This is a genomic window from Bacillus cereus ATCC 14579 (assembly GCF_000007825.1).
In the GTDB taxonomy this organism is placed as follows: Bacteria; Bacillota; Bacilli; order Bacillales; family Bacillaceae_G; genus Bacillus_A; species Bacillus_A cereus.
This window is the reverse complement of record NC_004722.1, coordinates 1,905,971-1,925,733: the sequence shown is the minus strand read 5'-3', so window position 1 is coordinate 1,925,733 and position 19,763 is coordinate 1,905,971. Positions and strand designations below refer to the sequence as shown.

The window sequence follows — 19,763 nt, the reverse complement described above, 5'->3', positions numbered from 1 at the left end:
TATCTGCTTTAATTTTTATTGTTTTCCCTCTTTTCTTTGATCTAGTTAAAAATACACAAAAAAATACTCAGTTTCAAACTACATACTTACTATTTTTCATTAGTAATCTATCCAAAATGTTTAAACAAAAGAGGTATACCTTAATTGGTATACCTCTTTCAAACATAAAATTTACATAATAATATTATTTATATCTCTCCAGCAATATGCTGTCTCTTCTACCTGTAATCGCTCTAAAAATTTTGTATCAATTTTTTCTGGGTTAAATTTTTCATAAAACTTTTTAGAAGGATTATTCGTAACAACCCAAACTAAAAGTGATTGCATATCATTATTTATACAATCCGATAATAAAGCTTGAAATAACTTTTGTCCTATTTTCATTCCTTGATACTCTTGTAAAAGGTAGATTGCATATAATTCTCCATCACAATTATATGTACCAGTTCTTTCTACTCCCCCATCGATGAATCCAACTATTTCTCCATTTAAATTCTCTGCTACAAATCTAAATTGATGATTACCCTCTTTTTGAAAAATATCTTCCCATTGTTTTTCTCGTTTCTCATATGCTATATTATCTAGAATTTCGTCAGCAAATATCCCTTTATACGTTGCTTTCCAACTATCGACATGCACCTTTGCTATACCTTGTATATCATCCTTTATTGCTCTTCTAATATGTATTCCCATCATTTCTCTCCCTTTATTACTCATCATTATATCAATTTCATTCCTTAAAAATCCAAATAAAAAAGAGTGAATTCACTTCACTCTTTTTTATCACAATTATCTACTTTCCACTTCAACTGAAACTACTCGATCTATCTCTTTCAGGGAACTATATAACTCTGTTGTATATAAATCTTCTGGAGCTAAAATAACCATCTCTAGTTGCTGAAATGCTCCACTATCTATATCTTTAATTTTCACGCGTTTCACATGCATGCCTAAATTTTTAATTTGCTTAAATATACCATCTAACTCATGATGCTCTTTAACAGTAATTTTTATAGATAAATCCTTTTGTCTTAATGAATACGGTCCTGCAATTTTCACAAGTTGCGGAAGTACATTAATCGCTAAAATAATTAAAACCATAGCAACTGTCGCTTGTAAATAAAATCCTGCACCAATTGCGATTCCTAAAGCTGAAGCAGCCCACACCATAGAAGCTGTTGTTAATCCAGAAATAACGTCATTACTTCTTCGTAAAATGACACCTGCGCCAAGAAAACCAATTCCACTAACAATTTGAGCGGCCAGTCGCATCGGATCCATATTTGTATGTCCTGGAACAGAATATACATGCACAGATTCAATTGAAACCATCGTAATTAAACAACTTGCTACAGAAATAACCATACTTGTTTTCACACCAAGTGGTTTATTCTTTAGCTGCCTATCTATCCCGATGAATAATCCTAAAAAGAGTGCTAAACCTAATTTGAGTAAAAATTCATATGACATATTCCTATTCTCCTTACTTTACAATGTTTCCCTTAGAATAACTCACTATAACTCTTTTATGATATCAATTCCAGTCTTTTCTATTCATTTAACGTAAAAAACCGAAAAAACATTTATAACGATGTTTCTCCGGCTTTTTATTACACTTTAGATTCTTCTTTATTTCTGATCTTTAATCTTAATTTCTGCACCTTTGTAGAATGCTAATTTACTGTCATTATACTCTTTTGTAAATTTGTTAAACTGCTCTTTCGACTTTTGTGCTTCCACATTTAATTCATTAACAGTTTTAACTTTTTCACCGATTTCTTTTAATTTCGTTTCTTTTACTTTTAATTTTTCATACAGTTCTTTTTCAGTCGCTAACACTTTCGTGTAATTTTCATTCATCTTTTGGAATGCATCATAACGATTCTTATACGACTCTTCTACTGCTTTTGCTTGTTTTTGTAACTTCTTATCTTCAATCTTCTCTATATTACTTTGAACAGACTTCGTTTCCTTCTGTGCTTTTTCTAGCATTTCTTTCTCACTTTTCAATACTTTTTCACGATCGTCTACATTTGCAGTAGCTTGCTCTATTTTCTTCACAACTGCTTCATTATGTTCTTTACCTTCTTGCAAAATTTGAGCATATAATTCTTGCCCTTGTTTCTCTAATTGCTCTAATTTTTTTGCTTCATCCACTAAAGATTTTTCTTGTGTTGCTGCTGTTTCAAAAGCTGTATATAGATTTTCTTCTGGCTTTTCACCGAAACAACCTGTTAAAAGTCCTACTGATAACGCTCCAACTACTGCTACTTTTCCATACTTCAACGTTCATTCCTCCATTACATACGGTTATCATGCCAGAAGTTCACTGGGAAGTGACTCTCTTCATGATAAGCTTCAAACTCATAACCTTTTTCTTTTAGCCCCTTTAAAATTGCTGGCACAGCAGCAACTGATTGCGGGTGAATATCATGCATTAAAATTACTTCTTGTGGTTTTGTTGCGTTTGTTAATACGTTTTGAGCAATTTGTGCTGCAGCTGCATCAACTGGCATTTTATTGTATCTCCAATCTAATGAATCAATTGTCCAATCCCATACTTTAAATCCGCCTTCTACCACTTTATTTCGAAGACCTTCATTCAATCCAGGCATCGAACCATATGGAGGACGTGTTAATTTAGGTGATTTCCCAATAATATTAGCGATTAAACCTTGATCTTCTTTCATCTCATTTACATACTCGCCATTTTTATATAACTTTGCGAAATTATGTGTCATACTATGCATGCCTACATAATGACCCTCAGCATTTTCACGTTTCACTAAATCAGGAAATTCTTTTACATTCGCTCCAATTAAAAAGAACGTCGCCTTCGCATCATGTTGTTTTAGCGTATTTAATAATTCAGCCGTATATTTCCCTGGCCCATCGTCAAATGTAAGATAAGCAACTTTTCTTTCTTTTCCATTAAAACGACTTGGTGCCGTTTTATTCATTTCAACTTTCGGCTGTTCACTTGCAAGCTGCACTACATTTTCTTGTTTCGCAACAGCTTTTGCTGGTGAAGTAATTGATTGAAACATGTAATACCCAATAGCTACTGCGGCAATCGCTATTAAAACGACTACTATTTGTTTAATTTTTAAAGCTTTTTCCATTCTATCGAATTCCTCTCCCTATTAATCTTATATATAAATCGCCCAATATAATTATACATCTATTTATTTTTATTTCACCATATAAATAGATTTTATTTGTATTATAATGGGAGTTTTATCAAAATTGTTGTTCCTATTCCTTCTTTGCTTGTAACACTAAGCACACCGCTATGAAGCTCTACCATTTTTTTAACGATAGCTAAACCAATACCTGCACCTGCAGCATGATTATTAATTTGGTAAAATGATTGCTCAATATATGGTAAATGTTCTTTAGCAATTCCAATCCCTTCGTCTCTTACCTTAATCACTGCTTGTCCTTCTATTTTAGTCGCTTCAATGTGTATTGTACTTTTTTTATGTGAATACTTAATTGCATTTTGAACAATATTCAAGAAAACTTGCTTTAACCTATTTCGATCTCCCATCAATTCCATTCGGTCTATAGTAGTAATAAATTGAATTTCCTTCTCTTCCGATTTAGGAGTTAATTGCCAAATCGTCTCCTCTAGTATATCGTACAACTGCACCTTTTGTTTATATAAATTAAAATGATTTGATTGTAATCTTGAAAAATCTAGCAATTCTTCTACTAAATGAATCAATCTATCTGTCTCACCTGAAATAATGCCCATACCTTGCTTTATTTCTTCTTCTGTTAAATGATCTACTGTTTTTAACGTCTCACTCCAACCTTTAATTCCTGTTAAAGGCGTTCGTATTTCGTGCGAAATAGAAGCAATGAATTCATTTTTCATCTGCTCAGCCTTATCTATTTTATAGGCCATATAATTTAAACTATGTGCCAAGTCACCTAATTCTCCAGGATAATCTTCTTTAATTTTTTGCTTTAATGTGCCTTCTGCAATTTGTGAAGAGGCTTGAATAATGGATTCAATTGGCTCAACAAATGAATTTGCCAAACGTCTACTAATTAAGAAGACGACTCCCGAAATAACAATACCTACAGAAATAGTAAACGTAATAATTTCAATAATCTTTTTATTTACATTTGTTAAAACAGTCGTATATTTTAAAACACCAATAGTTTGTCCTTGATGTATAAGTGGGCTTAGCACCTCTAGTTGTTTTTTATTACCTTTCGTAGTAACTTGATTATACATTTCACCTTCTAATAATGATTGTGGAATATTCACTTTACCTTCTACCTTTTCACCACTTGAAGATTGTATAACCGAGCCGTGACGATCGATTAACTGTAATTCTGTTCCTTCTAATTGAAAGCTACTAATTATGTCACCACTATATTCTTGTAATCGAATAAAGTATAGTGAATTGTATTCTGAAAAAAAACGTGTACTCGTTTTCGCATGAGACTCTATATATTGCACAATACCATTATAATAGTATCGATAAATTGAGACTGAAAATACAACTTCAAATAATACAAGCATAAGTGTAATGACCGTCATAAAATATAAAGTCACTTTCCGTTTCATCTCATACTTTCCTTCCACACATATCCTTTTCCCCACACCGTAAGAATAAATTCAGGTTCTGATGGATTACATTCTATCTTTTGACGTAACCGTCTCATATTTACATCTACTACTTTCGTCTCACCTACGTAATTGGTTCCCCAAATCATATTTAAAATTTCATCACGCGAAACTGGCTTTGAAGCCTGATTCATTAAATACTGTAATATCATATACTCTGTAGGTGTTAAATCGACTAATTGTCCATCTTTATACAATCTTTCTTCTATAATATTTAACGAAAATGGACCTGACGTAACAATATTCGTTTTTTCTTCATGTACTTCTATTCTTCTTAATAAAGACTGTATACGTGCAGTTAATACTACTGGACTAAACGGTTTTGCAATATAATCATCTGCACCCATTCCTAGTCCTTGCACCTTATCTTCATCTTGTACACGTGCGGTTAACATAATAATACCCATTTTTTTATTTTCTTTCCTGATAGCCTTACAAACCTCTAAACCATCAATCCCCGGTAACATTACATCCAGCAGTGCTATATCAACAGTTTGTTCACTCAAAATTTGTAACGCTTCTTCTCCAGTAGTAGCTTCTATTACATAAAATCCAGCACGTTTTAAATTTAAAACAATAAAGCTACGGATCGTTAATTCATCTTCTAAAACTAAAATTTTTGACATAATTCCCACCCCCTACTCTTGTTGATAATCCGCTAGCGGTTTTATATATGCTTTCACTTTTTCAAATTCCGATTGCTTCGGTACTGCATATACGTGAGAAGCCGTTTTAATTGCTGCGCTGTAGCCTTTTATATTGAACCATTCTTTCCGCTTAAAAATATGAACTTCAAGCCATATTTTATTTGTTCTTGTATCCAAAAACTTTTGAGAATTTGATTCTTTTTGCTGATCTGGTATTGTAATTTTCCCTATTAACTCTTTAGGAATTTTCACATAATACCCTTTTTCTATATCTATATATCGTTCTTCAATTGGTTTAATTCCAGATTCACTCCACTGTATGTAACGTTCGAAAAGCGGACTATCACCATGTGATTTATCTTCCCAACCTTTTGGGCGTACAGTACGAACAAATTCAATAATGCCGTCTTCATTAACATCTTTACTTTCTACAACATATTCATTAAATAAATCTTCTTTCCCATCCCATAGGTAATACTTCATAATGATCCTGATCAAATTTTGCTACATAAGTTATACCTGAATGAGCCCCTGTTCCCGCATCGATTACAACTGCCTTTAATGATTTAGAAATACGACCCATTTGTATTCTTTGAATACTATTTATAAATGGATCGTATGACACTTCAGATAAAGTCTTAAATTGTTCCATGAACTCAACTGTCAGCTTCTCATCTTTTTCAAATGTAACAAGGCTTATATCTTTCAGTCCATTTTCATTTAGATCCTCTATGAATAACTTCGTATAACTTCGATTATATATTTCCTTCATCTCTTCATTTTCTTCCGAAAAAACATACATAACATGTTCTAACGATTCACGATTTACAGAGATTCCGATTAACAACTCTCTCTTCCCGTTCCCTGTAAAATCACCGACTTCAACGATATCTACATCTCCACCATCAAATTTATGTGTGGACTTTATTCTCCAGCCATTTCCGATTTCTTCATATACGGCTAAATATACGCTATGATCTTCATTCGGCAATTTATAAAATAAGATGGCTTCTTTCTTATTATCTTGTTTAAAATTCATTGACCAAATCATCTGTTTATCTTTGTTAGACATTGGAGTAAGTAAGCGATAATTAACAGGTAAATCTTTATCAATTTGTTCCTTTAATTCATTAATCCATTTTTCATTTGTAGGAGCTTCCATTAGACTTGTTGGAGCTTCAGACATTTTACATCCAGTCAATATAAAGATAATTCCCATCATACTTAACCATTTCTGCATATGATATCTTTCCTTACCACAAATTTTGAATATGTCCTTTTACTTTTTTACCTATCCATTATACTCATACATATGAGTATAATTTTTCTAAACTAAAAAATCGTTACAGAAAAGTTACAAATACATTCCAAAAAAAAAGATTGGCAAAAGCCAATCTTTTTTTATTATTCATTTCGGACTGATTTTGGCGTTACACCTAAATGATCATTTAATTTTTTTGAAATATCTTTTACATTTTTTTCATTTGGAATGTAATAATAAATACCACCGATACGTTTATCTGTGCCTTCTATTTGCAATTTTTCCATTTCCAAATTAGATCCTGCCATATTTTTTGTAATGGCAAGCATATCGTCAAATGTTAAGTTCGTTTTCATATTTTTATCAACCGCATCTAGTAAAGAGCCCATCTTGATAATTGATTGAACAGACATCGCTTTTTTAGCAATTGCTTCTATTACAAGTTGCTGTCTCTGTCCACGCATTGCGTCACTATCAATTTTACGCGTTCTTGCAAGTGCAAGTGCTTGTTCTCCATTTAAATGTTGGTAACCTTTTTCTAAATGGATCATACCAGCTTGGTCTTTACTATCTTGTTCAGTGAAAGTAACTGGTACATCAATATCAATACCACCAATTGAATCGACAATTTGTACGAATGATTCAAAGTTAAACTTCACATAATAATCAACAGGGACATTTAAGAATCTTTCCACCGTATCGCGTGTGCTTTCTACGCCACCAAATACGTGAGCATGAGTAATTTTATCTAATTTTTTTCTAGTTGGAATATAAACACGTGAATCACGTGGAATACTTACTAGCTTAACAGACTTATCATCTTTATTAATTGTTGCTAATAAAAGTGCATCTGTTCGAACTGCTTCGCCATATTGGCTTTTTCTCATTTCACTTCCATCTACACCCATGATTAATATTGAAATATTATCCTTTAAAGGTTCAACTTCTTTATCACGCTTTGATGACTTTTCAATTTTCGCATACGCATCATTTACAACAGCTTTTGCTTTATTATATATAAACGAACCATATCCTACTCCTCCAAAAATAAGTAGGAAAAATGGAATTAATATGAACCATTTTATTGACTTTCTTTTAGAACGCTTTTTATTACTTCTCGTATTTTGTTCTAATTCAGAGCTCATACCCATTCGCCTCTCTTTCTCTTTACCAAGTATAATGTAAGTCTATTTATCTTCATATTGAATTTCCTTTCATTAACCTTACAATTTTGTAAGGTTACTACTAAAACCCAATATGTATTCCATTTCACATTATACTCTCGTACTTATTTTTGGCAAGTCACTATTTACCAATTTCAAAAATTTAGCACTTCGCAACATGCGAATTTATAAATTCATTAACTCTTTCATTTTAAATTAGGATATCTTTTTCCAGATAAACGATATGAATAAAGAGTCCAGCTAATGATAAAACCTCTATGAATACAGTATATTTCACGTTATTATTTCTCAAACAGCGTATACATGCTTTTCTTCCCCTGATTATCAATAAAAGCCGACTTTGCTTTTATTTTCGTTTTTTCTACTTCCATGTCTTCATTTGAGAAGTTCACAATGATTTTAATATTTTTTCCATAAGAAACAGATTGTACTAGCTTATCTTCTGACAAATACGCAAAATTCGTCATCTCTTCTTTTACTGCTTTTTCATGAACTTCATTCCAAACTTTTAGATGCTCTGTAATTTCTTTTTTATGTTTATTCCACTCTACTTCATCTAAATGGTACAACGGAGGAACATTATACAATAATTCAGACAGCATTCGATTTCCAACTTCATCTTTTACCTTTAAACTTCCCCATTCCCAATGATGCGTTGTAATAACGGAATCATTGTATACTAATTTATATAATGGTACTGAATATACTGGGTTTAAATATACTTGTTTATATTCTTCTTTCAATGGTACTTGTTTTGCATATTTTTCAGGCACATTTTGATTTGGTGACCAATATCCACCGACATAATACGGACTTGTTTTATTTTTCCGCATATCTTCATCGTCCCATTTAATAACAGGTGTTTCAATTCCGTGTGCAAATGCAATCGTACTACTAGCAAAATCATTTCCACCTTCAGAACCAACGACCATACCCTTTTCTTGCGCAATGTAGTCCATTCGTTTTAAACGTGCTTTTAAATCTTGCTCTTGTGTCGTTATATGTTTCGCTGAATAGTCATCGTAAATTTCACCTGTCGCATCACAATCAATAAACCATGAATTATATTTAGGACCATTTTGTAATATATCATTCATGCGTTCCTTTACACTAGGCAGCGATAAAGTCGGGTTTAACTTGCGACCTCTGCCTAAAAAGCCTTGCACCTTTTCTCCGTTTTTCTTCGTTACAGTAGCCTCTTCATATAATGATGGGTCATTAAAGGATGCTGTGTTCCAATTTTTATCACTTTTTTCGTGAATGGAATGATATGAATCATACGGACCGACTAAATACCCCATTTCCTTCGCTTTTGTCACGAAATTAGGTTGCATAAATCCTTGTTCCCAGTTCGGCAGACCAATCCACGCTTTTTCTATTCCTACCTCTTTCATTTCCTTTAGTATGTCCGTTCCATCTGCATTACCCCATTTACTTACCTCTTCAACCGCATCACCAAGTAACGACTTTAATAAATGCTTATTTAAGCTATACAATTCTGTGTTCGTTAAGTAACCTACACCTTTCTTTAATAGCACACTAGCTTCCTGATCAACGTTTTGAAAAATATCCTCTTTATAAAATTCCTTCATGGATAATACTTCGTTTATATAACGTAAAATAACATTTTTTTGATACTTATCAATGAAATCTTGTTTACTTACTTGATCTAATACATTCAGTTCCCCAGGCTCTGAACTATTCTTTTGAATAAGTTCTTTTATATGACTAAACAGCGGGCTATTTATTTGCTCCCTTAGTTTTGGCCAATTTATATTATTTTCTGATAGACCATTTTGATTCCAAAAATAAAAATGCGCCGCTCCATATAACTTTTCGATTTCTTTATTTTTTCTAGCCTTTTCTTGTAATGTTTTAAATTCACCTTTTCGAACAATATCATCCTTATACAGTTTAGCAATGCTTACCGCATCATTATTTGTCACATATAATTGAAATCCATATGTTTTATTTTTATTTATGCTCGGAAATTCATGTGTAAAACCAAATCCTATTTTCGGATCCGAATGAAACTTCAATTCATTATTAAACATATTGTTTGCAATATATACAATTGAATATTTCGAACCATTTAATGCGAAAAACTTCATAGAAAATGATTCAGCAAATGAATATGCATCATCCTTTAAAAACTTCTTCCAATTCTCATCATTGCTCGGAATTTGCTTACCCTCCCATAACGGAAGTGTATAATTTTCAGCTTCTACTTTCGGCCATGTAAAGCTTTCTGCACCAGTCGATTCCACTTCAATGTTTAAGTGGTCTTTTTTCTTTTCTAATTTTATTTTTACTTTTTGATCTGGATATTCCCACGATGTACGATCCTTTTCTTTTTTTACATTCGATACCTTCATTTTCGGTAGGGGTCGTGATGCCTGTTCCTTTACCCCCTCATGTTCTACAGTTAATGTGAATGTTTCTGGATTTACATCATAAGTAAAATCTTTATACGTCGATTTCTTTATTTTAGACTCTTGTACAGCATTACTACCTTTTACGTCACAACCGACTAAAGTCGAAAATGGCATAGTTGTTAGAAGACATATCGCTATCATTTTTTTCATCCTCTGCACCTCCACCAATGAATATACAGGTGGTTTGTTACAGGAATGTGGCAAAAAATAATAGAGCTAGCATTTTGCTAGCTCTATTTGGATTATTAAAAGTTGATATGAACAACTATAACTTGCTTAGAAGATATGTAATACAGTAACTGCATTTTTTCTCAACAATTATGAAACTAAACAAATCAAAATTTTAACAAGCATTCTTTAACTGAAAAAATAAGTGTATACAATGTATCCTAAAAGTAGTACTAAAATGATTATCCCTGTACCTTTCCAATTCATACCGCCTGCTATATCAACTGGACTACCTGTTTCCGCTCTATTGAGTCCGTCATGTAAAGAACCCGTAGGAATACTTTTTAATTCACTTTGTCTCATACGCTCTCTTTTTTCTTCTGGTGACTCTTTATTCATTTAATCACCTCCAAAATGAATGCACTCTTTACTTACATTATTCAAAATCAACATTTGTTTTATATTTTTTTCCGAAAAAACCCAATTTAAAATAGGTTTGCAACGTAAAGAAAGCTAGCCATGCCAGCTTTCTTTACGATCCAATATGCTCTTCCTTATTTACAATAATACCTTTATGGTCGATTTCAAGCTCACATACTTTCATATCTGTAAATACTCTCGCTAATTGCTCAGCGATTTCTTGACGTTTCTCATATGGCGTTAATATAAAAATAGATGGTCCCGCACCGCTAAGTGCTGTACCGTACGCACCAAATTCTTTTGCGCATTTACGAATAGATGGTAATAACGGTACGAGTTCTAAACGATATGGCTCGTGAAAATGGTCTCTCTCCATCATTTCACCTACAACTTCCCACCGCTTTTGACATAATGCAGCTACTAATACGTTACTTATCGCACTAGCTTTAACTGCCTCATGAAACGGAAACATCTTTGGTAATACAGATCGACTTTCATCTGTATTTAATTCTTCATTCGGAATAAGAGAAATTACCCCTAACTCCTTGCTCTCAATTCTTACGACGGAAATATCCTTTCCATCAAGTGCTCCGATTACAGTTCCACCTAATATAGAAGCAGCAACATTATCAGGATGTCCTTCAAAATTTGTAGCAATTTGAACTTTTTGATCAGCAGTTAAGTTCAAATTGCCTAGTTGATTCGCAAGTTCTATCCCAGCTACAATCGCTGATGCACTACTTCCTAGCCCTCTTGTTAATGGGATATTACTAGTAACTTCTATTATATGGGGTGATATAGAAGGACAGACTTTACATGCCGTGCTAACGATTAAATTTTTATCGTCTGTCGGAATTGATTCTTCAAAGGAATGGATTACTTGCCATTTATCAGCTTTTTCTTTAACCACCACATCTAAATACAATGACAAAGCTATTCCAACTGAATCAAATCCAGGACCAACATTTGCCGTACTAGCAGGGACACGAACACTTAATGGTATCACGACATAATCACCCCTTTAATATGATCTTTAATCTGTTCTATATCATTTGACAAACTTGCGATGTCTAGTTGATTTGAAGAAATAGCGATATCAGGATCCTTCAAACCATTTCCAGTTAATACTGCAACAACTGTTTCTCCCTTTTTGATTTTTCCAGATTTAACATGTTTAATTACGCCAGCTAATGAAGCATTTGATCCTGGTTCAGCGAAAACTCCTTCAGTTTTTGCTAATAACCTATACGCATGTAAAATTTCTTCATCTGATACCATATCTATTTCACCACAAGACTGCTCGGCAGCCTCTACTGCATACGACCAACTTGCTGGGTTACCGATGCGAATCGCTGTTGCAATTGTTTCAGGTTCTTCAATTACATGCCCTTTTACAATTGCAGCTGCTCCTTCTGCTTCAAAACCATGAATTCTTGGCTTCTTATAACCTTTTTCTTTCTCATATTCACAGAAACCTTTCCAATATGCTGTAATATTCCCTGCGTTCCCAACAGGGATAGCTAGAACATCTGGTGCATTTTGCAATTGGTCACAAATTTCAAATGCTGCCGTTTTTTGTCCTTCAATTCGATAAGGATTCACTGAATTTACTAATGTAATCGGCTCTTCTGCAGCAATATTTCTTACAGCCTTAAGTGCATCATCGAAATTCCCTTCTATTGAAATAATTTCAGCTCCATAAGCGACCGCTTGCGCTAATTTTCCATGCGCAATCTTTCCTTCAGGGATTACGATTATACATTTCATCCCAAGACGTGCCGCATATGCTGCAGCTGATGCTGATGTATTACCTGTTGATGCACAAATGATTGCTTCTGAACCTTCTTCTTTCGCCTTAGCAACTGCCATCACCATACCACGATCTTTAAAAGAACCTGTCGGATTCGCTCCTTCGTACTTACCATATAGCTGAATCCCTAATTGCTTTGATATATTTAATAACGGAATAAGAGGTGTATTTCCTTCCATTAAACTGACATCAGGTGTGTTTTCATTCACCGGTAAATAAGAAGCATATTGTTTCAATAGTCCTTTATACATATTGTTTTTCCTCCTCAATAATGTAGTAACTGTTTATTTCACTTGCGACAGCTTCTATCGCTCCTAAAACTCGTTCGAATTGATACTTGGAAGTTCGATGTGTCACAACAACAACTTCTGCCAGTTCACGGTTTAAAGGTAATTGAATAACTTCTTTTAAACTTACAGAGTAATTAACGAAACATTCTGTTATTTTTTGTAACATCCCAGGCTCATCTCGTAATGAAATACGCAAGAAATATTTCGAAACTACTTCTTCATCACCTTGTAATTCATAAGGAACTGGTTCTTTTAACGCACTTTTATTTTTCGGCACTTGATTCATATTTTTAACGATGGAAATAATATCACTTACTACAGCAGAACCAGTTGGCAACTTTCCAGCTCCAGGTCCGTAAAACATTACTTCTCCTACCGCTTGACCGTGAACATATACTGCATTAAATTCATTATTCACATTTGATAATGGATGCTGGCTCGGTAAAAGCGTCGGTTCTACACTTAAATGAATGGCTGATCCTTGTTTTTCTGCTTTCCCAATTAACTTCATAGTAAATCCTAACTTTTCAGCCATTTGTAAATCTTCTTTTTCGACCTTTCGAATCCCTCTTACTTGCACATCATCTAATGAAACATTCATCGAAAAACCTAAGTTTGCAAGAATTGCTACCTTTCTCGCCGCATCTAGTCCATCTACATCTGCTGTCGGATCCGATTCTGCAAAGCCTAATTTTTGTGCTTCCTGTAAAGCCTCTTCATAAGACCATCCATTTTGACTCATTTTTGTTAACATATAATTTGTTGTACCATTTACAATTCCCATTATTTTTTCAATTTGATCTGATGCTAGCCCATCAGTTAGTCCTCTTAACACTGGAATACCGCCCGCTACACTCGCTTCGTAACATAAATCACAATCATTATCGTTCGCCAGTTGAAGAAGCTCTGCACCATATACAGCCATTAAATCTTTATTTGCTGTTACGACATGCTTTTTATTTCGTAAAGCCTTAACAATATGCTGCTTTGCTTCTTCAATTCCACCCATTACCTCTACTACAATATCAATATTTGAATCATTTAGAACTTCATTTGCATGACTTGTTACTGCAATTCCATCAATACAAACATCGCGTTCTTTTTCCAAATCACGTACAACGACTGTTTTCACTTTCACTTCGTATCCTGTATCAAGTGCGATTTTTTTATAATGTTCTTTCAAAATATGAACAACACCACTTCCGACCGTACCTAAACCTAATACTCCAACATTTATAACGTTATTCATCTTCTAATCTCCTCCTAAAAGTTTAATTGTTACATCTATAAATCACCTTACTCTGCTTTTTTGTCATGCAGGTGGTGGTTATTTCCGTACTTATAAATCGTTTCATATTACCGCACCTCCTTTCAAAGTAATAAAAAAACACACTCTTCCCTAGGAAAGGGACGAATGTGTTTTCGTGGTTCCACCCTTGTTCCAATCTAGACGTATTTCTCCCTAGATTGCTCAAGTTCAGATAACGGCTGATACCGTCAATAATTACTAGATTACTCGTTCACTATTGAAGTTCAAAGGTGGTAAAATCATTTCTCGTGTTAGGAAGCTCACACCCTTGGCTTCCCTCTCTGTAAACCGTAAAAATGATTTCGTGTCCTTATCATTACTTTTTCGTTCATGTCTATTTGTTAACTTATTATAGTTATCAACTTTTTAAAAAGCAAGCCTATTTTTACTAACTATTTTCAAAATAACTTTTTATTATATTTCACAATAGCATTATGCAACTGCCACTCAATTTACCTATTTTGTCATTTCTCCAGTTTATAAATCAACGGTTCATATATAAAGTGAGACTTTAATCAGTGGGGATTTTGTTCATCCCCACTGATTATTAGCCTTCACCAATCGGGCTTTTACGGGCAGTTGATCCCCACCTGACTTCTTTGTTTTCGCTGAATTTTGAGGTAGGGGTGTTACTGCCCGTTAATGCGGGATAAATCCCCATTCTAAAACCCGTACATACTCACCTTACAAAATTATATCAATAAAATTTTTAATACAATCTTTTTGTATAACTTTCTTCTAAAGAACGTGCAACATCTTCTTCTGAAGCATTCACTTTCGCATGCTCCAGCAACATTTTTGCTGCTGATGGTAACTCTTTTTTATTTAACCAAGATTCTGGATCCCACATCTTAGAACGAATAAACGCTTTTGCACAATGAATATAACACTCTTCTATTTCAACAACAATTCCAAGCAACGGATTGCGTCCATTCGCCTGCATTTCTTTCAAAATTTCTTCGTCGTTTGTAATATACGCTCGGCCATTTATTCTGAGTGTCTCCCCAAGACCTGGAATAAAAAAGATTAGTCCTACACGTGGATTTGAAATAATATTCAAAATGGAGTCTATACGACGATTTCCTGGTCTTTCTGGAATGATAATTTTATTATTATTGAGTACGTATACAAATCCAGGTGCATCTCCTCGCGGCGAGGCGTCACACTCCCCCAACTGATTTCCAGTGGATAATACTAGAAAAGGAGATTTAGAAAGAAAATCTACGCAATGGTGGTCTAATGATGAAATGACTTTTTTCAACGCTCGCTCACTTGGTTGCCCCAATATTTTCCGTAACTCTTCCTCTGTTGAAATAATCGATTTTATTTCCGTACGCTCTATCCCCACTTATAACCACTCCTTTTTCTTTATTTTCCCAAAATTCAATACAAATATTGTATAATAAAATTTGAGGAAAGGGGAATTAAAATGACAGAGTGGTTAACAATATTTGATCCTGAAAGAAATACACTTGGGAAGAAATTACGTGATGAAGTGCATCGTGACGGCGATTGGCACGAGACATTTCATTGCTGGTTTGTAGAAAAAGATACTGAAGATATGTTTTTATATTTCCAATTACGCTCTAAAAATAAAAAAGAAGCTCCATGTATATGGGATATTACTTCAGCTGGACATATTATGCATGATGAAGATGTACAAATTGGTGGTCTTCGTGAAATTGAGGAAGAATTAGGGCTTTCCTTTCAAACTAATGATTTAACATACAAGGGAATCTTTAAAATAGATTATGAAATTTCAAATCTTACTGATCGCGAGTTTTGTCATATGTATTTTCACAACGTCATCAATCCACTTCCATTCGCACCAGGTGAAGAAGTAGACGATGTGATGAAAGTACATGCAACTTCTTTTCTACAACTATTAAAAGGAGAGATTTCATCTTTAACGACTATTTCAGTCTTAAACAATACACCGATTACGATAACATTTGAAGATATTTATCCGTATGATCTTGCATACTATGAATTTGTTATAGAGCAAGGAAAAGAATTATTAAAAAATAATAGTTTATAAATAAAATAGGACTCCTAGCATAATATTGCGTAGAGTCCTATTTTTTATTATTGTTCAAGGATTTTTAATCTACTCTCTACTTGTATAAATAAACGAATGATTAATAACAGCATAACCACTATAATCGCTATTATTGTATGTGGATATCTAAACAGTATACTAATAACACTTCCAATTAACATCATGATAAATCCGTTTTGCTTCATCACTTCTGCACTATACCTGTTACCCGCATCCCATAATTCCTTATTTTTCATAGATCGTTTCGTACGATAACCATATGCCGCATTAATATCGGTCGGTGGATTTTTTTGAAGAATAATTGCCGCAAGTATAAAAATAATACCAATCAATATACTTATTCCTATGTTTACTAGTGCATCAATCAATTATATCCCCCCCTAACTTACACTTTCATTATACGACACAACCCTTATTTTTCCAATTTATAACACATTCACTTTCTTTCTTTTGATGTCTGGAACATACTTGGAAGTGTTACAAAACGTGCCCCTTTCGTTTTTAACTGCGGAATGATTTTGTCTAGTGCATCAACAGATCCTTGTAAATGCCCACCTGGTGTTGAATGTTGGAGGATGACACTTCCAGGAAATGAATTCCCTAACACATTATTTGTAATCGTATCAGCACTCACACCTTTCCAATCAACTGTATCAACACTCCACTGTACAATCATAAAATTTTGCTCTGTGGCCCATTTTAATTGATTTTCAAGTATTTCACCGTATGGCGGACGTATAAACTTCGGTGCATAACCAGCTAAACGATTTAATATTTCTTCCGTTTTTATAATTTGATTACGGTACTCATCCTCATTTACTTTCGCTAAGTTCGGATGACTATACGTATGATTACCAATTACATGCCCTTCATTTGCAATACGCTTTACTATGTTCGGAAATTTTTCTGCGTTTTCACCAAGTAAGAAAAAAGTAGCTTTTACATTATGTTGTTTTAACTTATCTAAAATTTTTGGCGTGAATTCTAAATCTGGTCCATCATCAAATGTAAGAGCGACTTCCGCTTTATTATACGGTCCTGAAAATGCGTATGCATATTTTTCAACCCATGAAAATGGTGTCCACGATCCACGATCATCTGCTTTCATTTGTACTTCATAATTTTGAGGGATATATGCGTATGGCAATGAGTTTATATAGTCTCCATAATAAAATGAGTTATATGGCATATAAGCATACGAAACATCTCGTTCTAGTCCCCATTGATATGGAGCAAACATTTCTGGCGAATAAAAATAATACATGATAAAAAACCTCCCTAAATTTTCATATGTGATTCATCTGCACTTTGTTAGAGAAATTGTTATTCATAAACAAAAATAAGACTGTCCTTAATTAGGAAAGCCTTACTACTTTATATTATTAATAAATTGATGTACTATCTTTTGGCAAAGCTTTCACATGTTTTAAATAGTTCGTCACTTTATCATCCTCATCTTGCGGATATTGATATTCATATGTGTTAGCGATTTCGTTCGCCACTTCCCTAAATAAATCACCCATAACAAAGAATGACTCCCATATATTTTCATATTCTGCATTAGAAAATGTCCTTTTAAATTGCTCCCACATATCTTCTTCAATATATTGCTCGAAATGCTTTCCAAACTTCCCTGTATTAACTGTAAAGTCTGTTTTCATACCAATATGCCATTCTAGCATTACGATGAACATATCTCGCACTGGTCCTTCAAGCATTCCTTTTGCATAAGAAAGTTCCTCTCGCCATAACCCTTTTGCGATATTCGTACTACACCACCAAAATTCATTACAACAATCTAAAAACTCTTTTTCTGTAGGCTTTTTTATTAAGTAATCCTTATCGCTTGCTGGCGGGAATTCTTCCAGACAATTATCTTTATCAAGAAGCAGTTTACTTAAACTATCTTGTCCAACGAACTTTTTTATTAACTCAACTGGAACTAGCGTTAAATCAATCCGATTCCCATCCATGAACTGCATTAAATATGGAAACTTCCCGTCTTCATCTGGTGGAACTAACAACATTTCTTCTGGCATTTGTACAATCATTATTTCTCCAAATCTATGAATCCAATTATGATTAGACGTAAAAGATTGTATATCATTTACAACATACATAATATCATAGTCTTGAAAACAATCTCTTTTCACATTTGGATTTACACGCGATCCATTCATGATGACAGCTCGAATTCTTTCATCCTCTATTGCTGTATTTATAATTAAATCTAACATTTCTTTTTCAGTTCTCATCTACTTATAGCCTCCAATTTTTTAATATACAATATAGTGTTATGTATATTGGAGGTCCACGAGCTAGTCTCGTTATACACGCTACACGTTATAATTTTTGAAACTTCTTTTTCATTCCTTTTCCCTCCTTACATCACTCTTTTACAACTGCCATTCCTTTCAATTTACCAATGCTTTCTACCATTCACTTTTAATTATACCGAAAATTCTATCTTGAATACAAAAAATAAAGAAGGGACATCTACCCCTTATAGAATAGATATCCCTTCTTTTAAAGTTAAATTTAATTCCTATGGATTAGTAGACCAAAGCCCAGCAGATTTAATAAATGTACGTTTATTTAATTTCAGCTGCGCTACGATAAATTCTGCAATATCTTCTGCTTGCATTACTTTATCAGGGTTTCCATCAGTTAATCCTAAATCTACAGCCATATCAGTTGCTACTGTACTTGGAGTTAAAGCTGTTACACGAATGTTATGTTTGCGAACTTCCATCGCTAACGATTCTGTTAAGCCAAGGACACCAAATTTAGAAGCACTATATGCACTTGTTACAGGTGCACCTTTTTGTCCTGCTGTAGATGAAATGTTAATGATATCACCAGATTGTTGTTCAATCATGCTCGGTAAAGCTGCACGAGTTGCATAGTATACACCCATTAAGTTTACTTGAATGATTTTTTCCCAATCAGCAACGTCTAGTTCTAAAAACTTACCGAATTTAGAAATACCAGCGTTATTAATTAAAATATCGATAGATCCTAAACCATTTTTTAACGTTTCAATCGCAGTTGTTACTTCTTCGTATGAAGAAACATCAGCAGTTGCAATAACAGCTTTTACACCTTCTGCTTCTACTTCTTTCGCTACAGCTTTTAAGTTTTCTTCTGAACGAGCTAATAAGCCTACATTTACGCCTTCTTTCGCTAATGCGATTGCTACAGCGCGACCAATCCCTCTACCTGCTCCTGTAATTAAAGCATTTTTACCTTGTAATAATTCTGCCAAGTATAACACTCCTTAATCATCTCAGTTATGTATTATATTAAAATTGTATCTATGTTTATGTAAAAAGGCAATGATGCACTTTCATGTGCGTAGGTTACTTGTAGGTAACTGTAGAAAGTTTTTATTTATAAGTTTCATTTTTTTACTATTATTCATGTAAAATAAAAACAAATCCAGCATAGGGGAGTGTATGAGTATGAAAAGCGAAGGAAAAGCTTTTCAATATAATTGCAGTAACGGTAAATGCATTTTTAAAGAGAAATAGTGTTAGAA

The 19,763-nt window shown here is 33.7% G+C and carries 18 protein-coding genes, 2 pseudogenes and 1 other annotated feature; of the genes and pseudogenes, 2 read left to right on the top strand and 18 right to left on the bottom strand.

All coding sequences use genetic code 11. The annotated features are described in order from the left end of the window. Positions 1 to 171: 171 nt before the first annotated feature. The 14 genes and pseudogenes from BC_RS09875 to BC_RS09810 form a co-directional block, all read right to left on the bottom strand. A complete protein-coding gene (locus BC_RS09875) occupies positions 172 to 693 on the bottom strand; it encodes a GNAT family N-acetyltransferase (RefSeq protein ID WP_000511208.1) in 522 nt (173 codons plus the stop codon). Between the two features lie 96 nt (positions 694 to 789). After that, complete coding sequence (locus BC_RS09870) at positions 790 to 1,470, bottom strand: MgtC/SapB family protein (protein ID WP_000119510.1); 681 nt, start codon at positions 1,468 to 1,470, stop codon at positions 790 to 792. 159 nt (positions 1,471 to 1,629) lie between these two features. Next, positions 1,630 to 2,286 carry a YkyA family protein gene (locus tag BC_RS09865; RefSeq protein ID WP_000873571.1) on the bottom strand — a complete coding sequence of 219 codons (657 nt, stop codon included), beginning with the start codon at positions 2,284 to 2,286 and terminating at the stop codon, positions 1,630 to 1,632. Between the two features lie 14 nt (positions 2,287 to 2,300). After that, positions 2,301 to 3,122, bottom strand: coding sequence for a peptidoglycan-N-acetylglucosamine deacetylase (locus BC_RS09860; RefSeq protein ID WP_000409484.1), 822 nt, complete (start codon positions 3,120 to 3,122; stop codon positions 2,301 to 2,303). Positions 3,123 to 3,223: 101 nt separating this feature from the next. After that, positions 3,224 to 4,582 carry a sensor histidine kinase gene (locus BC_RS09855; RefSeq protein WP_033685471.1) on the bottom strand — a complete coding sequence of 453 codons (1,359 nt, stop codon included), beginning with the start codon at positions 4,580 to 4,582 and terminating at the stop codon, positions 3,224 to 3,226. Beyond that, a complete protein-coding gene (locus tag BC_RS09850) occupies positions 4,579 to 5,268 on the bottom strand; it encodes a response regulator transcription factor (protein ID WP_000036073.1) in 690 nt (229 codons plus the stop codon). The genes BC_RS09855 and BC_RS09850 overlap by 4 nt, the downstream gene beginning before the upstream one ends. 12 nt (positions 5,269 to 5,280) lie before the next feature. Further along, positions 5,281 to 6,529, bottom strand: a pseudogene (locus BC_RS09845) (hypothetical protein). Between the two features lie 164 nt (positions 6,530 to 6,693). After that, a complete protein-coding gene (locus tag BC_RS09840) occupies positions 6,694 to 7,695 on the bottom strand; it encodes an LCP family protein (RefSeq protein WP_164928329.1) in 1,002 nt (333 codons plus the stop codon). Positions 7,696 to 8,015: 320 nt separating this feature from the next. Then, positions 8,016 to 10,319, bottom strand: coding sequence for a glycoside hydrolase (locus tag BC_RS09835; RefSeq protein ID WP_000738108.1), 2,304 nt, complete (start codon positions 10,317 to 10,319; stop codon positions 8,016 to 8,018). Between the two features lie 207 nt (positions 10,320 to 10,526). Beyond that, entirely contained in the window at positions 10,527 to 10,736 is a 210-nt protein-coding gene (locus BC_RS09830) for a DUF6366 family protein (RefSeq protein WP_001031475.1), read from the bottom strand. A gap of 133 nt (positions 10,737 to 10,869) precedes the next feature. After that, complete coding sequence (gene thrB / locus BC_RS09825) at positions 10,870 to 11,763, bottom strand: homoserine kinase (RefSeq protein ID WP_000612682.1); 894 nt, start codon at positions 11,761 to 11,763, stop codon at positions 10,870 to 10,872. After that, positions 11,760 to 12,818, bottom strand: a complete 1,059-nt coding sequence (gene thrC / locus BC_RS09820) for a threonine synthase (protein WP_000276434.1) — start codon at positions 12,816 to 12,818, stop codon at positions 11,760 to 11,762. Before thrC ends, thrB begins: the two co-directional genes overlap by 4 nt. Next, positions 12,811 to 14,106: a homoserine dehydrogenase gene (locus tag BC_RS09815; protein ID WP_001066908.1), complete on the bottom strand. Its 1,296-nt coding sequence runs from the start codon at positions 14,104 to 14,106 to the stop codon at positions 12,811 to 12,813. Before BC_RS09815 ends, thrC begins: the two co-directional genes overlap by 8 nt. Before the next feature lie 154 nt (positions 14,107 to 14,260). Beyond that, positions 14,261 to 14,492 (bottom strand) — a binding site (T-box leader). Between the two features lie 383 nt (positions 14,493 to 14,875). Beyond that, positions 14,876 to 15,514, bottom strand: a complete 639-nt coding sequence (locus BC_RS09810) for a pyridoxamine 5'-phosphate oxidase family protein (protein WP_000510731.1) — start codon at positions 15,512 to 15,514, stop codon at positions 14,876 to 14,878. Positions 15,515 to 15,595: 81 nt separating this feature from the next. On the opposite strand from BC_RS09810, the gene BC_RS09805 reads away from it, so the two are divergent. After that, positions 15,596 to 16,204 carry an NUDIX hydrolase gene (locus BC_RS09805; RefSeq protein ID WP_000141357.1) on the top strand — a complete coding sequence of 203 codons (609 nt, stop codon included), beginning with the start codon at positions 15,596 to 15,598 and terminating at the stop codon, positions 16,202 to 16,204. A 47-nt stretch (positions 16,205 to 16,251) separates the two neighbouring features. Here the strand turns inward: BC_RS09805 and BC_RS09800 are convergent, their stop codons facing one another. The 4 genes from BC_RS09800 to BC_RS09785 all read right to left on the bottom strand — a co-directional run bounded on the left by BC_RS09800 (position 16,252) and on the right by BC_RS09785 (position 19,490). Then, positions 16,252 to 16,590 (bottom strand): SdpI family protein, encoded by a 339-nt coding sequence (locus BC_RS09800; RefSeq protein ID WP_025118474.1) that lies wholly within the window; start codon positions 16,588 to 16,590, stop codon positions 16,252 to 16,254. 71 nt (positions 16,591 to 16,661) lie between these two features. Then, positions 16,662 to 17,489 carry a peptidoglycan-N-acetylglucosamine deacetylase gene (locus BC_RS09795; protein WP_000291199.1) on the bottom strand — a complete coding sequence of 276 codons (828 nt, stop codon included), beginning with the start codon at positions 17,487 to 17,489 and terminating at the stop codon, positions 16,662 to 16,664. 118 nt (positions 17,490 to 17,607) lie between these two features. Further along, positions 17,608 to 18,480, bottom strand: coding sequence for an aminoglycoside 6-adenylyltransferase (locus BC_RS09790; RefSeq protein ID WP_001258500.1), 873 nt, complete (start codon positions 18,478 to 18,480; stop codon positions 17,608 to 17,610). Positions 18,481 to 18,770: 290 nt separating this feature from the next. After that, positions 18,771 to 19,490, bottom strand: a complete 720-nt coding sequence (locus BC_RS09785; RefSeq protein WP_000818985.1) for a 3-ketoacyl-ACP reductase — start codon at positions 19,488 to 19,490, stop codon at positions 18,771 to 18,773. A 196-nt stretch (positions 19,491 to 19,686) separates the two neighbouring features. Here BC_RS09785 and BC_RS28415 point away from each other — a divergent pair. Next, positions 19,687 to 19,755 (top strand): annotated as a pseudogene (locus BC_RS28415) (DUF3139 domain-containing protein); the annotation flags it as partial. Between the last annotated feature and the right edge of the window lie 8 nt (positions 19,756 to 19,763).

What these genes read in the sequence shown, in the direction of transcription:
- BC_RS09855 (WP_033685471.1), bottom strand. Translation starts at nt 4,582, where the DNA reads ATGAAACGGAAAGTGACTTTATATTTTATGACGGTCATTACACTTATG.
- BC_RS09835 (WP_000738108.1), bottom strand. Translation starts at nt 10,319, where the DNA reads ATGAAAAAAATGATAGCGATATGTCTTCTAACAACTATGCCATTTTCG.
- BC_RS09860 (WP_000409484.1), bottom strand. Translation starts at nt 3,122, where the DNA reads ATGGAAAAAGCTTTAAAAATTAAACAAATAGTAGTCGTTTTAATAGCG.
- BC_RS09815 (WP_001066908.1), bottom strand. Translation starts at nt 14,106, where the DNA reads ATGAATAACGTTATAAATGTTGGAGTATTAGGTTTAGGTACGGTCGGA.
- BC_RS09870 (WP_000119510.1), bottom strand. Translation starts at nt 1,470, where the DNA reads ATGTCATATGAATTTTTACTCAAATTAGGTTTAGCACTCTTTTTAGGA.
- BC_RS09840 (WP_164928329.1), bottom strand. Translation starts at nt 7,695, where the DNA reads ATGAGCTCTGAATTAGAACAAAATACGAGAAGTAATAAAAAGCGTTCT.
- thrC (WP_000276434.1), bottom strand. Translation starts at nt 12,818, where the DNA reads ATGTATAAAGGACTATTGAAACAATATGCTTCTTATTTACCGGTGAAT.
- BC_RS09805 (WP_000141357.1), top strand. Translation starts at nt 15,596, where the DNA reads ATGACAGAGTGGTTAACAATATTTGATCCTGAAAGAAATACACTTGGG.
- BC_RS09875 (WP_000511208.1), bottom strand. Translation starts at nt 693, where the DNA reads ATGGGAATACATATTAGAAGAGCAATAAAGGATGATATACAAGGTATA.
- BC_RS09795 (WP_000291199.1), bottom strand. Translation starts at nt 17,489, where the DNA reads ATGTATTATTTTTATTCGCCAGAAATGTTTGCTCCATATCAATGGGGA.
- BC_RS09850 (WP_000036073.1), bottom strand. Translation starts at nt 5,268, where the DNA reads ATGTCAAAAATTTTAGTTTTAGAAGATGAATTAACGATCCGTAGCTTT.
- BC_RS09830 (WP_001031475.1), bottom strand. Translation starts at nt 10,736, where the DNA reads ATGAATAAAGAGTCACCAGAAGAAAAAAGAGAGCGTATGAGACAAAGT.
- BC_RS09790 (WP_001258500.1), bottom strand. Translation starts at nt 18,480, where the DNA reads ATGAGAACTGAAAAAGAAATGTTAGATTTAATTATAAATACAGCAATA.